Raw genomic sequence first — 14,649 nt, 5'->3', positions numbered from 1 at the left:
CATATGGCGCTTGCATGGGGACCCGCGCGACGGCCGAGCCGAACGCGACGAGGCTGCTGCCCCCAGTGTAGGCAGAGCCGGGGAGGCCGCCGCGTCAGCCGCAGTGCCTGATGAGCGCGCCGCCTGTCAGTCGCCGAGCCGGGCGAGCGCAGCGCCCGTCAGGCACCGAAGGCACGCTCCAGGTCCTCGAGGTGGTCGTCGAGGTCCTCGATCCCGACGGAGAGCCGGACCAGATCCACCGGCACCGCCAGCGGCGTGCCGGCCACGGATCCGTGCGTCATCTCGGAGGGCCAGCAGATCAGCGATTCGACCCCGCCGAGGGAGACCGAGAGCTTGTACATCTTCGTGGACTCCGCGAAGCGCCGGGCCGCAGCCTCTCCGCCGTGCACGCGGAAGGAGACCATGCCACCGAAGCCGTCCATCTGCCGTGCGGCCAGCTCGTGACCGGGGTGCTCGGGCAGTCCGGGGTAGAGCACCTGCGCCACCTCTGGGCGCCCGATGAGCCACTCGGCGATCCGGCCTGCGGTCTCCTGATGGCGCTGCATGCGCAGCGACAGGGTCTTCAGCCCGCGCGCGGCCAGGAAGCAGTCCTGGGGCCCGGCGACCGCCCCGCCGGCGAACTGCTGGAAGCCCACGAGCTCGGCCAGCGTTCCTCCGGGCGAGAAGCCGCCCACGGCCTCGACCTCCCAGGCCCGGTCCGAGACGACGACCGCCCCGCCCAGCACGTCCGAGTGCCCGCCGATGTACTTGGTGGTGGAGTGCACGACGACGTCGGCGCCGAACTCCAGCGGACGCTGAAGGTACGGCGAGGCGAAGGTGCTGTCCACGATCAGCAGCGCCCCGGCATCCTGGGCGATCTGGGCGATGCCCGTCAGATCGGCGATGCCCAGCAGCGGATTCGTGGGGGTCTCGACCCAGATCACCCGCGTGCCCGCCTCCACAGCCCCGCGGACCGCATCGAGCGAGGTGACGTCCACCGGCGTGTGCCGGATCTGCCAGGGAGCCAGGACCCTGGTGATGAGCCGGTTGGTGCCCCCGTAGCCGTCGGCGCCCAGGACCACATGGTCTCCGGGGCGCAGCACCGAGCGCAGCAGCGCATCCTCCGCCGCGATCCCGGAGGCGAACGCGAAGGCCCGCTGCCCGCCCTCGAGCGCGCTCAGCTGCTCCTCGAAGGCATTGCGGGTGGGATTGGAGCCGCGGGAGTACTCGTGGCCGTCGCGCAGGACGTTGATGCCGTCCTGGACGAAGGTGGAGGTCTGGTAGACCGGCGGGATGACCGCACCGGTCAGCCGGTCCGGCTCCTGGCCGGCGTGGACGGCGCGCGTGGTGAACCCGCTCATGCCTGCACCTCCTGGCGCTGGTCGCGGCGCGCGCCGCTCGGCTCGTCCTCGGAGCGCACCGGGGCGCCGTCCGTCGACGATCCCGGGGCACCTTCTGCGGCCGGGATCTCAGCGCCGCGCGCGGCCTCGACGCGCAGCAGCTCATCGAGCGAGGACTGCAGATCGGCGATCAGGTCGTCGACCGCCTCCAGCCCGATCGACAGCCGCAGGGTCTGCCAGCTGATCCCGCCGGCCAGTCGCTGCTCCTCCGAGAGACGGCAGTGGGTCATGGCCGCGGGATGGTTGATCAGCGAGCGGACGTCGCCGATGTTGGCCACCAGCTTGAAAAGCCGCAGGGAGTCGACGAATCCGGCCACTGCGGCATCCGAGCACTCCAGCTCGAAGCCGAAGACCGACCCGACGCCCTGGGGGAAGTCGCGCTCGGCGATCTCCCGATCGGCGGAGCCCTCGATCAGGGGGTGGTGCACGCAGCGCACCGCCGGATGCGTGCTCAGGAACTCGGCGATGCGAGCGGCGCTGTCCGAGTGGCGGCGCATGCGCAGGTCCAGCGTCTCGAGGCCCTGGATGATCTGGGAGGCGTTGAACGGCGAGAGCGTCAGACCCAGGTCGTGCACGAACTTGGCCCGGCACAGATGCAGGAACGGCGAGCCGCCGCGCAGCTTCTCGCACAGGCTGATCCCGCCCCAGCGCGCTCGCGGCTCGGTGAACTGCGGCCAGCGAGCGGCCTCGGCCTCCCAGTCGAATCGACCGGAGTCGATCACGACGCCGGCCAGCGACGTCCCGTGCCCGCCGAAGAACTTGGTGGCCGAATGCACCACGATGTCCGCCCCGTGCTCGAAGGGTCGGTACAGGATCGGCGTGGCCAGGGTCGAGTCGACGATCACCGGGATCCCCCGCTCATGGGCGATGCGGGAGATCGCGTCCAGATCCGCCAGCGTGGCCAGCGGGTTGCCGATGGACTCGAGGAAGAAGCCCCGAGTGTCCTCCGTGATCGCCTCCGACCAGGCCGAGGGGTCAGCGGGATCGACGTAGGTGACGGTCGCGCCGAAATCGGCCAGCGTGTCACCGAGCAGGTCGACGGTGCCGCCGTAGATCTTCTCCGAGACCACCAGGTGCTTGCCGGGGCCCGTGCTGATCAGCGCGAGCAGGGCCGCGGCGACGGCGGACTGCCCCGAGCCCATGGCCACGGCCCCCACTCCGCCCTCAAGATCGGCGACCTTCTGCTCCAGGACGGCGACCGTGGGGTTGCCCGTGCGGGAGTAGGTGAAGCCCGGGGTGGTCTGGGCGAACATGGCGGCGGCAGCCGCGTGGTCCGGGAACTCGAAGGCCGAGGACTGGTAGATCGGCACCGGCAGCGTGGCCTGGACGGGGGCGGCAGGGGCGCCCGGATCGGATCCTGTCCGGCCGGCGTGGATCTGGCGTGTGGCCAGCGAGGTCGAGCTCTTGAGCTCGTCGCAGGGCGAGGACGTCATGAGAGGTGTCTTCCGTGACGGGGTGCTCTTGACCTGCACGTCCCGCCGGAGCTTGTTCGTGCGCTGCGTCAGGTGCAGGCCGCTTCGTCATCCGAACCACCCTTGAACATGGGGTTGGTGCACAGCCAAGTCGGAGCTTGGCAGCTGTGTCTCGTGAAGCCGGTCCAATACTAGCACCACACCGATCGAGCCGTCAGGACCTCCGTGCGGGCGGGACCAGCAGCAGGACCGCCGCGACCATGGCCGCCGCGCCGCCGAGGGCCAGCGGGATGCCGAGCAGGAAGCGGACCTCCAGCACGGCTGCGGAGAAGACGAGGACGGCCGCGGCGAGGATGCGGACCCACGCCCGTCCGTCCGGCGATGAGGAGCGATCGGGACTCGAAGCTCGCAGCGGCGCGGATCCGTCGGCTCGGGGCGCGCTCGAGGGCCGCTCACCCGAGGGCGATCCTCCGGCTGCGGGCCCCTCCGGTTCGGGCTCGCGGGCGACGATCCGCCCCGCCACGGCCTCCAGGACGCCCAGCGGACGCACGACCAGCAGGACCATCGCCCAGCACAGCAGCCCGATCGGCAGGCGCCACAGCCACCACTGCGCCGAGCCGGGCACCGGATCCGGGCCGCCGAGCAGCCACCACACCGCCATCACGGCCACGATCACCGGCAGGTGCCACAGGTACAGGGTCGTGGCCCGCGCGCCGACGACCCAGGCGACGGCCTGCGCGGGACGCCATCGCATGAGCCGCTCGAGAGCCGGCGAGCACAGCTGCAGGACGCAGGCCTGAGCCGCGCCGAGGGCGATCATGCACAGCGTGGGCGGGTTCAGGGCCGACAGCCCGTCCGCACCCCACCAGGGCAGGCTCGTCAGGCAGAGCATCATCAGGACCGACAGGGCCGTGATCCCGAGCAGTCTTCCTGCCGAGGCACGAGCGAAGGATCCGTCGTGGCGGAAGAAGCCGATCTGATGGATCGCCAGCCAGACCGGGGCGAAGCCGAGCAGGCCCCACCACGGCCGCTCCGCGGCGATGCGCAGCACCTCGATCGCAGCGCTGAGCCCCACCAGCGCAGCCAGGGTGAGAACGGGCCGGCGATCGTGCAGCCCGTGCAGCAGCGGCACACCGACCAGGCACGCGGTGTAGGCGCCCACGAACCACAGGTGCATCCCGAGCCCCTGCAGCGCCATCGAGGCCCAGTCGGCGGGCATCCCCACGAGCGCCGCGAGGGCGCCGGCCAGCGCCAGGGCGACCCACACAGCGCTCGCCGGCACGACCAGGCGCAGCAGCCGGGCGCGCACCCAGGCCGGCCCGCGGACGCCCTCCGCCGACTGGCGCGACCACGAGATCGCCGAGGCGCACCCTCCCACCACGAAGAACAGCGGCATGACCTGCACGAGCCATGACACCGGGGCGTACCAAGAGGCCTCCGTGGGGGCCATGACGCTGCGCAGCGCGCCCGTGCTCGGATCCGTCGTGAGCGTGACCAGCAGGATGTGGAGCACGACCACGGCGATCAGGCAAGCGACCCGAGCAGCATCCAGCGCGAGATCGCGCTGCGCAGGGATGGTCTGCGCAGCGCGCCGGCCGCGGGAGGTGCTCAGCTTCGTCACGTCTCCGATCGTCACACGGCGGCGGCATCGCAGGGGGCGCGGCGGGTGCCCGGGAGCGCAGCAGCGCGATTGTGACGTCAGAGCGTCATCTTCCGCAGGTCAGGGGCATCGGATCGCCCCGAGGCCTTCTGCCGGAAGGCCTCCGCTGTTACGGTTACCCAAGAGTCATTTAGATATGGCGGATCGGGCATGAATCCGCCTGGATCCGCGCTGTGCCAGGGCTGAGAGACAGCTCCGCTTCCCCCGGTGGGTCTGTACGCGGCACAGCGGATCGCCTAATCTGGACTCGGGTCGCACCACGATGACGTCGGAGACCTTTCCCCGCAATTCCGACGATCAGCGCAGGAGCAGCAGTGACTGTCACGAGCACCAGACTGGGCCGGCTGGGATCTCCCCAATACCACAAGACGCCCCGCTCCCCCATGTGCCATGAGTGCACCACCGATCTCTACCTCAAGTTCCGGGTCTTCCTGCCCTCCACCCGCAAGCGCAGCCGCGTCCCGGGGCTGCGACGGATCATGGGCCGCGTGCTGCGCTGCGCGGTCCGCTCCGGCGGACGCGTCGAGTACTTCTGCCAGAAGTGCGGCACGCAGCAGCGCCACCTCATCCCGGAGGGCTGGGAGCCCACCTCCAAGGGCCTGACCCCGTGCGACGTCCAGGACCTGGCCTCGGTGTTCATCGCCCCAGGCGAGTCCCTGCCCACGGAAGAGGTCCGCCAGCAGCTCCTGGGCCCGGAGCCCGCACCGGCCGCCCGAGCGGAGAAGACCCTGAGCCTCCGAGAGAGCCGGCTCCCGGCCTGATCCGGCCCGCGCCGGAGCCGTCGCTCTGCGCACCCGTCGGAGGCAGATGACACAATCAGGAGGTCCCCCCTCCCGCGGGCGGCTCGAGCGCACCAGCCCTCGCATGCCGCTCGTTCACCGTCGGTTCATTCCGGGGTTGCAGGGTGGACGACGACCTTCTACAGCACCAGCCCGCTCGGCTCGGCGTCGTGATCCTTCCGATCCCCGCGCCGAGAGGCGCACGGAAACGGAGATGACGTGAAGATTGCGATCCTCGGCGGCGACGGATTCTGCGGCTGGCCTGCCGCCCTGCACCTCTCGGAGCGAGGTCACGACGTCATCACCGTGGACAACATGTCCCGCCGTCGGATCGACGACGAGCTCGGCGCGCAGTCGCTGACCCCGATCCGCCCGCTCGTCGAGCGCCTGCGCGCCTGGACCGAGGTCTCCGGCAAGGTCATCGAGCACCACCACCTCGATGTCGCCGAGGACTACGAGGGCCTGCTGCAGCTGATCAGCGAGGACCAGCCGGACGCCGTCGTGCACTTCGCCGAGCAGCGTGCGGCGCCGTACTCCATGAAGAGCTCGCGCACCAAGCGCTACACCGTGGACAACAACGTGTCGGCCACGCACAACCTGCTCGCGGCGATCGTCGAGTCCGAGCGCGACGTCCACGTGGTCCACCTGGGCACCATGGGCGTCTACGGCTACGGCACCGCCGGGATGAAGATCCCCGAGGGCTACCTGGATGTAGAGATCCCGCACGAGGAGCAGGAGCCGATCCAGCAGCAGATCCTGTACCCGACCAACCCGGGCTCGATCTACCACATGACCAAGTCGCTGGACCAGCTGCTCTTCGCGTTCTACGCCAAGAACGACCAGCTGCGGATCACCGACCTACACCAGGGCATTATCTGGGGCACCACGACCGCCGAGACCCAGCGCGACGAGCGGCTGATCAACCGCTTCGACTACGACGGCGACTACGGCACGGTGCTCAACCGCTTCCTCATGCAGGCGGCGGTGGGCTACCCGCTGACGGTCCACGGCACCGGCGGGCAGACCCGCGCGTTCATCCACGTCCAGGACATGGTGCGCTGCGTCGAGCTGGCCCTCGAGAACTCCCCGGCCCCCGGCGAGCGCGTCAAGATCCTCAACCAGATGACCGAGACGCACCGCGTCCGCGACCTGGCCGAGCTGATCGCCCGCATCTCCGGGGCCGCCGTGGAGATGGTGCCCAACCCGCGCCAGGAGTCGGCGGAGAACGAGCTGCACGTCACCAACGACACCTTCCTGGAACTCGGCCTGCAGCCGACCACCCTGTCCGAGGGCCTGCTGCACGAGGTCGAGGAGACCGCCAAACGCTACGCCCACCGCGCGGACCTCTCCAAGATCCCCGCGCGCTCGCTGTGGAACCGGCGCACCCGGGCCGGTGTCCCGGCCTCCGTGGCCCACGAGTCGCAGGGCAGCTGAGCAGCTTGCGCATCGCGCTGTTCACCGAGGTCTTCCTGCCGAAGATCGACGGCGTCGTCACCCGCATCATGCGGACCATGGAGCAGCTGGAGCAGCTCGGCCACGAGGTCGAGGTCTTCGCTCCGGGGCACCCGCCGACGCAGTACGCCGGGCACCGCGTGCACAGCGTCCGCTCGCTGTCGTTCAAGCCCTGGTACCCCGAGATCAGGGTGGGCCTGCCCACCGGGCGCATCGCGACCCGGATGGCCGAGTTCGAACCGGACATCGTCCACGCCGTGAACCCGGTGTGGCTCTCGGCCTACGGCGTGCTCTCGGCTCGCCGGCGCAACCTGCCGCTGCTGGCCTCGTTCCACACGGACGTCCCGCACTACACGGAGGCCCTGGGCCTGAACCTGCTGCGGCACCCGTCGGAGTCGTGGATCCGGTGGCTGCACAACCAGGCCGAGCTGAATCTGTGCACCTCCGGGCCCATGGTGGAACGGGCCCGGACGGTCGGCATCCAGGATGTCGACCTGTGGCCCAAGGGCGTCGACACCGTGGCCTACACGCCCGAGAACGCGGACCGCGCCATGCGCGAGCGCCTCAGCGACGGGCACCCCGAGGCCCCGCTGATCGTCTACGTGGGGCGAGTCTCCAAGGAGAAGAACCTCGACGAGCTGCTCGAGCCGATCCGCCGCCTGCCCCAGGCGCGCTTGGCGATCGTGGGCTCCGGCCCGCACAAGGAGGCGCTGCAGGAGCAGTTCGCCGGGACGAACACCGTGTTCACCGGGTACATGTCCGGTCTCGAGCTCGCCCAGGCCTACGCCTCCGCGGACGTCTTCGCCTTCCCGTCGCGCTCCGAGACCCTCGGCCTGGTGGCCCTGGAGGCCTTCGCCTCCGGCGTCCCCGTGGTCGGCGCGCGTGCCGGCGGCATCCCCTTCGTGATCGACGAGGGCGTGACCGGGCACCTGGTGGAGCCCGGGGACGCCGACCAGCTCACCGAGGCGCTGCGGGGTCTGCTCGAGGACCCGCAGCGCCGTGCGCGGATGGCCCAGGCCGCCCGCGACGAGGCGCTCAAGCACTCCTGGAGGGCCTCGACGGAGGCCCTGGTGGACTTCTACACCGAGGCGATCGAGCGCCACTGGCGCGATCACGTGCCGGCCGGTCCCATGCTCAAGCTCGTGGGCGCCGCCGATCAGCGCGCTCTGCGGCTGCCCCCTGCCATCCGGAAGTACACCGACCTGCTGCCCTGAGCCGCCCGCTCAGTGCGGGCGCACGCGCGAGGCGATCCTGACGATGACGGCCTGCTCCTGGGCCGCACTGAGCTCGATGCCCAGCACCCATGCCCACGCTCGGACCTGCTCACCGTGGTAGCTGTGCCCGTGGCCGCCGGGGATCTCTATCGAGCGCGGCATGTCGGTGGTGATCTGCCAGAACGTCACCCAGGGCAGCCAGCGCAGCGTGGTGATGACGTCGGGGGCGGGGCGACGGCGCAGCTCCTCGATCCAGTCGAACCGCCGCCAGATCAGCGCCGGGGACCACCACACCACGGGATCCGAGGCATGCTGCAGGTAGGCGATCCGCGGACGCCGCCACGGTCCGTACCGGGCTCCCGAGGGATCCAGATCGAGGTCCTGGGGCCGATTCGCGAAGCGCACGTGCGCCCCGCTGCGGTACACGGGCAGGATCTCGGTGCTGCCCTCGTCCCGATCCTCCACGATCCGCGACCACAGCCGAGTGGCCCGCGGCGTGCCGGACCACACGGCGCCATCGACCGACGACAGCATCTCGTGGATGCTGGCGAAGGCGCCGTGCCCGCCATAGGCCCCGAGCGACTCCCCCGCCGCGAACAGCCGGGGCCGCCGCTGCTGGGCAGGGAGGCTGTCGAGCTCCCGGCGCACGCGCTCGAAGAGGACGCGGCCGGCGCGTCGGGCACCCTGCCGATCCACCACGAAAGCGAGTCCCGACGGCGCGAATGAGTACTGCAGGGTGGCGCTCGCGCAGTCGCCGCCGGTCAGGTACTCGACGCTCGCCGGGGTCCAGTCCTGGATCCAGCCCGTCCCCGTGCCGGTGAGCAGCACGAGCACGCCGCGCTCGAACGCTCCGGTGCGGTGCAGCTCGGCCACCACGGCATCGGCGGCGTCCTCGAGGCTGTCATGGGCGATCTTGCCGGCGAAGACACGGATCGGCTCCCGGTGCTGCCCGGCAGCGGTCTGCGGGCTGAGCCGCAGGCGCTCGAGATCCGCCGCCCGAGGCCCGTCGGCCACGAAGGCCTGCCCGTGCGTGCCCAGGACGTCATAGGACTCGCTCGAGCCCGGCCCGCCCGAGCGCTCGGGCTCCGCGGGACGACGGCGGCCGTCGGCCCAGCGGCGATTGGCGATCGTTGCGCGGCGAACCATGCGCCGGGCGATCTGCGCGATCAGCAGGCGGTTGGTCAGCGCCACCGCGCCGAGGCCGGCGACCGAGGCCAGGCCCGGGCCCACGAGATCCCGCGAGATGAAGCGCACGCCGCCTGCGACCGTGGAGCGGATCCAGTGCATGACCCAGCCGAAGGCCACGCCCCCGAGCCACCATGACGTGCCCACGGCGTAGCCGATCACATGGGCTCGCGGGCCGCCGTCGCGGGTCTCGACGAGCTCGGAGGTCCGCCGCTGCGCCCCCGCCGAGCGAGCCAGAGCCGCCGCGGTGACCGCCGACGCCCCGCCGATCAGCGCCGCCGTCAGGGGGTGCAGCCGCCCACGGCGCCGGGCGGGATCCGTGCGGCTGCGGAAGTCGGTGACCGCACGCCGGATGCCCGGTGTGGGGCACTCGCCCAGCCGCAGCCCGAGGTTGTGCAGGCCGACTCCCAGGGCGTAGCCGCCCAGCTGGTTCGTGGCCACCGAGGCAGCGGTCATCCACCAGGTCCGGGGCACGAGCGACGGGGACAGGGACACCCAGGACGCCCCGAGACCCAGCACCAGGCCGGCGCGGTTGAACCATGGCTGTCGGACGTCTCCCGGGCGGTGGATCGGAGGGCGGAACGAGTAGCGCACCCGGCCATCCTATGGATCCCGGCCCCTCTTGAGGGGCGGCGTAACCTCCGGCGCGACGGTCGCGGCAGCTGCCTGGATGCGATGGAGTGGATTCAGCGGGACATCATCCCGCTGCCAGGCGGCACCCGTATCCTCGTTCGCGCGCACCGGATCCCGAACGTGCACAGCACGACTCCCCGAAAGGCCCCGCATGTCCCGCATGTCCCGCAGGCACCTGACACTGGCCCTCACGGTCCCGCTGCTCGTCGGGCTCCTGGCCGGGTGCGGCTCCGCGGGCGGCTCCGATGAGGAGTCCGGCGCGGCCTCCGGCGAGGCCCCCGCGCGCTCCGGCGAGCCGACAGAGCGCTCGGAGCAGCTGCGCACCGATCTGACCGGCACCTGCCTAGCCGACGGCACCGCAGAGGGCCGGCAGACCCCTGAGCTCGCCTGGCTGGACGCAGCCCCCGGTGCCTCGGACCGCGACGTCCTCCAGGCAGCCGTGGACGGCGCCGAGAAGGATCTGGGCCTGACGGCGAGCATGGGCGTCCGGGTGTCCGGCGGCGAGAACACCACCGCGGGCGGGGAGCGCACGTATCCCTCGGCGAGCCTTTCGAAGGTCCCCGTGGCCCTCGCCTATCTGACGACTCTGCGTGAATCCGGCCAGGAGCCCACGGAACAGGACCTCGCCCTGATCGATACCGCCCTGGTCTACAGCGACAACGACGCCGCCTCCCAGCTCTACGGCGGGCTCGGCGCGACCCCGCTCGAGCAGCAGGCGGCGCTGCAGGAGATGGACGACCTCCTCGGCATGGACAACGGAGCCGAGACCGACTTGCCGGGGCTGAATCCCACCTCCGTCGACGACCAGCTCAGGCTGCTCGCCGCCCTGCAGGACCCGCCCGAGGGGCTGGACGCGGACGACGTCAGCACCGTCACCGAGCTCATGGCCGTGCCCGCCCCCGGGCGGCAGACGCCGGACGAGTCCAAGGACTTCGGCGTCGGCTCCCTCGCCCTGCCGCTGGAGGACCCGGCCGCCGACGACGTGCACGTGAAGAACGGCTGGATCGCCGACGACGACTCCGGGCTCTGGAGCGCGGGCACGGCCGGATACGCCACAGTGCAGGGCACCGATCTGGAGATGGTGGTCCTGCTCGAGGACGCCCCCAGCGCCGAGTGCGGCTTCAGCGCCCTGGACGCCATGGCCCACGCGGGCATGCAGACGGCCGGGAGCTGACAGCTCCCGGCCGCTCGCTGGGGACCTCCCCGGCCCCGCCCGGACTGGGCAGAGAAGGATCAGTCGGTCTCCGGCGTGGTGGCGTCGAGGACCTCGCCCACGAGCTCCTCGAGGACGTCCTCGAGCGCCACGATCGCCCGCTGGTTCTGACCGCCGTCCCCGCTCGACTCCACGAGCGCCAGATGCGCCTGCGTGGCCTGCATGCGGCGCATGACAGCCTGCAGCTTGGCGTCTTCCGGCACCCGGCCCAGCGAGTGCACGATCGAGGCGTCGAAGACCTCGTGGCGCGCTTCGCCGGGCACCGCCAGGATGTCCTTGGTGTGGATGTAGCCCTCCAGGCTGCCGTCGCCGCCCACCACGGGGAACCGGGAGAATCCAGTCTCCACGCAGAGCTGCTCGATCTGCGCCGGGGTGGCGTCCACGGAGACGGTGCGGATCTGCTCGAGGGGGATCGCGACGTCCGCGGCGGTGAGCCGCTCGAATTCCAGCGCCCCGGTCAGCAGCCCGATCTCATCGGGGTCCAGCAGGCCCTCGCGACCGGACTCCTCCACGAAGCCGGCCACCTCCACGGAGGTGAAGGTCGAGGAGACCTCGTCCTTGGGCACGGCGCGCAGCACGTGACGCACCACCAGGTTCGCGGTGGCGTTCATCAGCCAGATGAACGGACGCAGCACGATCACGAAGACCCGCAGCACGGGCCCCAGCAGCAGCGCCGCAGCCGCCGGCTGGGCGATGGAGATGTTCTTGGGCACCATCTCGCCGACCACCATGTGCAGGAAGGTCACGATGATCAGCGCGATCACCAGGGCAATCGGGTGGATCAGGAACTCGGGCACGCCGACGGCCTCGAACAGCGGTTCGATCATGGCCGCGATCGCGGGCTCGCCGACGGAGCCGATGAGCAGCGAGCAGGCCGTGATGCCGAGCTGGGTCGCGGCCAGGGACGTGGAGACGTCCTCGATGCCCTTCAGCGCCATGCGGGCGCCGCGGGAGCCGTCGGCGGCGCGCGGCTCGAGCTGCTCGCGGCGGGCCGAGACCATGGCGAACTCGGCGGCCACGAAGTAGGCGTTGCCGAGCAGCAGCAGGATCAGGATGAGAATCGCAGCGAAGCCGTCCATCAGCGCTCACCCCCGTCCTTGAGCGCGGTGTCGAGGCCGGCGTCCTGGTTATCGGCCATGCCGTCCTCCTCGACCGTCTCGTAGCGGACGGGCTCCTCATCGGGGTCGTCGTCGTCCTCGGGCTCCTGGGCGAGCCGGACCACGACCACGCGCTCGACCCGGTACTGATCCATCTTGGCCACCTTGAGCAAGAGCCGCGCCGGGATGGGGAGGCCGTCCTCGTCCTTGTGCTCGCGATCGGTGCACTCGAGCTGGACCTGGTCCCCGACCTCGGGCATGCGATCAAGCATCTCGGCGATCAGTCCGCCGATGGTGTCGGTCTCCTCGCCCTCGGGGACGTCGAGCTTGACGATGTCCCCGAGCTCGTCCGGGCGCAGCAGGCCGGCGACGACGATCGAGCCGTCGCGGCGCCTGCGGTACTTGGCCAGGGTGGTGTCCTGCTCGTCGTCGATCTCGCCGACGATCTCCTCGATCAGGTCCTCGAGCGTCACGATCCCGGCGGTGCCGCCGTACTCGTCGACCACGATCGCCATCTGCAGGCCGGGCTGACGCAGCTCGCGCATCAGCGGATCCAGCGTCATGGATTCGGACACGGCCTCCACGGGGTGGGCGATCTCCCGAGCGGCGGTCGTGCGGCGCTGGTCGTAGGGCACCGCCAGCGCGTGCTTGAAGTGCACGACGCCCACGATGTCGTCCACGGACTCGCCCACCACCGGGAATCGGGAGTGGCCTGTGGAGGCGACGAGCTCGAGCAGCTCGGCCACGGTCTCATCCTCGACGAAGTTCACGCGCGGGCGCGGCGTCATCACATCCGCGGCCGTGCGGTGGCCGAACTCGATCGAGCGGGCCACGAGCTCCGCCGTGGCGGCATCGAGCGTGCCCTCCTCCCCGGAGCGGGAGACGACGGCGGCCAGCTCCTGGGAGCTGCGGGCGTTGGCGACCTCCTCGCGGGGGTCGAAGCCCAGCCAGCGCAGGATCTGGTTGGCCGAGGCGTTGAGCAGGCTCACCAGCCAGCCGAAGACGAACATGAAGACGTTCTGCGGGCGGACCACGAGGTCCGCGACCTTCGAGGGCTCGGCGATGGCCCAGTTCTTGGGCACCAGCTCGCCGAAGACCATCTGCACGAACGTGACGATGATGAACGCACCCGTGGTGCCGGCGAAGGCGACGACATGCTCGGGCAGACCGGTGATGCCGAACAGCGAGCTCAGCAGCACGCCGACCGACGGGGCCGTGAGGTAGCCGGCGATCAGGCTCGTGACCGTGATGCCGAGCTGCGCGCCGGAGAGGTTCGTGGACGTCCGGCTCAGAGCCCTGTCCAGTGCTTCGGCCTTGCGGTCGCCGGCCTGGATCCGGGCGCGGATCTCGTTGCGGTTGATCGTCAGGTAGGAGAACTCGACCGCGACGAACAGCGCGTTGCCGAGCACCAGCAGCAGGAGGACGACCAGCAGGACGAGGGCTGCGACGAGGGGGCTCACCTGCGCCTCACCGCCCAGAGGTCGTTCGAGGCTCGATCAGGACGGGACAGGCAGCGGGGCGAGTGCCCGGCGGCGGAAGCGCTACTTCGATACTCCGCATCATCCGAGCTCATGGCCCGGTGGGTATCGGGGGCGCCCCAGGTGGTGTCAGAAGGCATGGGATTCAGTGTAAGGGGTCGTGTCACGGGTACGGGAGCATCTGTGCGCAGCGCCGCACGGGCGCCGTCGTCGGACAGCTGGGCGGGTGCGGGCGCTGCGCGGGTGCGCAGACGCCCGTGGGCGGCGGACCCGGAAGGTCCGCCGCCCACGGGCGGTGCGATCACTCAGCCCTCTCTCCGAGAGGCTGCTCGATCAGAGTCGCTGTGCGGCTCAGAAGGAGGCGTAGTAATCGGTCGACATGGCCGAGACGGCGTGCACCTGGGTGCCCTGGCTCGGGTTCAGGGCCGAGATCATCTGGCCGTTGCCCAGGTAGATTCCGACGTGCGAGCCGCCGTTCTGGATGACCAGGTCGCCCGGCTGCGGGTTGGAGGTCGGGGTCCCGGCAGCGCCCTGCGCAGCCGCGGTGCGGGGCAGGTCGATGCCGTTCTGGGCGTAGACGTACTGGACGAAGCCGGAGCAGTCCCAGCCGGACGGGGTGGTGCCGCCCCAGACGTAGCCGGCGCCCTGGTAGGACGTGGCGGTGCCGGTGACGCCCGAGGTCGAAGCCGAGGCCGAGCTCGAGGCGGACGAGCCGACCGACTGGGTCGAGACGTCGTTCGAGGCGGCGGAAGCGGCCGGAGCCGAGGAGGTCGAAGCCGAGGAGGTCGAAGCCGAGGAGGCGGCCGGAGCCGAGTCGGCGGAGGCCGAGTCGGCGGAGGCCGACGAAGCGGCGGACGCAGCCGGAGCCGAGGAGGCGGCCGGGGCAGCGGCGGCCGGGGCCGACGAAGCGGCGACCGGGCCGTTGCCGTAGGTGTAGGTCGCGTTGCCGTTGGCATCGAGCGTCCAGGAGAAGTTCCAGCCGGCGGCAGCGGCGGCGGCGTTGTCGAGCCCGGCCCAGGAGGCGGGCAGGTCGCCGGAGTAGGTGGTCGGGGCAGCCGAGGCCGGAGCGATGGTGGCGGCGGCGGCGAAGCCGGCGACTGCGAGGCCGAGGCCGGTGCGACGGGCGGCGGTGGTGATGTTCTGCATG

The 14,649-nt window shown here is 71.1% G+C and carries 11 protein-coding genes and 1 riboswitch; of the genes, 4 read left to right on the top strand and 7 right to left on the bottom strand.

The window, feature by feature from the left end; all coding sequences use genetic code 11:
* Positions 1–158: 158 nt before the first annotated feature.
* From JOE55_RS08245 to JOE55_RS08235, 3 genes are all read right to left on the bottom strand, one after another.
* Entirely contained in the window at positions 159–1,340 is a 1,182-nt protein-coding gene (locus JOE55_RS08245) for a cystathionine gamma-synthase (protein WP_204782604.1), read from the bottom strand.
* Entirely contained in the window at positions 1,337–2,812 is a 1,476-nt protein-coding gene (locus JOE55_RS08240; RefSeq protein WP_204782603.1) for an O-acetylhomoserine aminocarboxypropyltransferase/cysteine synthase family protein, read from the bottom strand. Before JOE55_RS08240 ends, JOE55_RS08245 begins: the two co-directional genes overlap by 4 nt.
* A gap of 49 nt (positions 2,813–2,861) precedes the next feature.
* Positions 2,862–2,971, bottom strand: a riboswitch (SAM riboswitch).
* Positions 2,972–3,005: 34 nt separating this feature from the next.
* Positions 3,006–4,412 (bottom strand): acyltransferase family protein, encoded by a 1,407-nt coding sequence (locus tag JOE55_RS08235; RefSeq protein WP_204782602.1) that lies wholly within the window; start codon positions 4,410–4,412, stop codon positions 3,006–3,008.
* A gap of 353 nt (positions 4,413–4,765) precedes the next feature.
* On the opposite strand from JOE55_RS08235, the gene JOE55_RS08230 reads away from it, so the two are divergent.
* The 3 genes from JOE55_RS08230 (at position 4,766) to JOE55_RS08220 (ending at position 7,896) form a co-directional block, all read left to right on the top strand.
* The gene (locus tag JOE55_RS08230) at positions 4,766–5,212 is read left to right on the top strand and encodes a hypothetical protein (RefSeq protein WP_204782601.1); all 447 of its coding nucleotides are present in this window, start codon (positions 4,766–4,768) and stop codon (positions 5,210–5,212) included.
* A 237-nt stretch (positions 5,213–5,449) separates the two neighbouring features.
* A complete protein-coding gene (locus JOE55_RS08225) occupies positions 5,450–6,664 on the top strand; it encodes an NAD-dependent epimerase/dehydratase family protein (protein ID WP_204782600.1) in 1,215 nt (404 codons plus the stop codon).
* 5 nt (positions 6,665–6,669) lie between these two features.
* A complete protein-coding gene (locus tag JOE55_RS08220; RefSeq protein ID WP_137803131.1) occupies positions 6,670–7,896 on the top strand; it encodes a glycosyltransferase family 4 protein in 1,227 nt (408 codons plus the stop codon).
* 9 nt (positions 7,897–7,905) lie between these two features.
* Here the strand turns inward: JOE55_RS08220 and JOE55_RS08215 are convergent, their stop codons facing one another.
* Positions 7,906–9,675 carry an alpha/beta-hydrolase family protein gene (locus tag JOE55_RS08215; protein ID WP_061711977.1) on the bottom strand — a complete coding sequence of 590 codons (1,770 nt, stop codon included), beginning with the start codon at positions 9,673–9,675 and terminating at the stop codon, positions 7,906–7,908.
* 199 nt (positions 9,676–9,874) lie between these two features.
* Here JOE55_RS08215 and JOE55_RS08210 point away from each other — a divergent pair, with 199 nt between their 5' ends.
* Positions 9,875–10,888, top strand: coding sequence for a serine hydrolase family protein (locus JOE55_RS08210; protein WP_156479255.1), 1,014 nt, complete (start codon positions 9,875–9,877; stop codon positions 10,886–10,888).
* 59 nt (positions 10,889–10,947) lie between these two features.
* On the opposite strand, the gene JOE55_RS08205 is transcribed toward JOE55_RS08210, so the two are convergent.
* From JOE55_RS08205 to JOE55_RS08195, 3 genes are all read right to left on the bottom strand, one after another.
* Positions 10,948–12,006 (bottom strand): hemolysin family protein, encoded by a 1,059-nt coding sequence (locus JOE55_RS08205; RefSeq protein WP_061711975.1) that lies wholly within the window; start codon positions 12,004–12,006, stop codon positions 10,948–10,950.
* Positions 12,006–13,484: a CNNM domain-containing protein gene (locus tag JOE55_RS08200; protein WP_204782599.1), complete on the bottom strand. Its 1,479-nt coding sequence runs from the start codon at positions 13,482–13,484 to the stop codon at positions 12,006–12,008. The genes JOE55_RS08205 and JOE55_RS08200 overlap by 1 nt, the downstream gene beginning before the upstream one ends.
* A gap of 369 nt (positions 13,485–13,853) precedes the next feature.
* Positions 13,854–14,648, bottom strand: a complete 795-nt coding sequence (locus JOE55_RS08195; protein WP_204782598.1) for a C40 family peptidase — start codon at positions 14,646–14,648, stop codon at positions 13,854–13,856.
* Between the last annotated feature and the right edge of the window lies 1 nt (position 14,649).

It is taken from the genome of Kocuria palustris (genome assembly GCF_016907795.1).
GTDB classification, from domain to species: domain Bacteria; phylum Actinomycetota; class Actinomycetes; order Actinomycetales; family Micrococcaceae; genus Kocuria; species Kocuria palustris.
This window is presented reverse-complemented; position numbering and strand designations above follow the sequence as displayed.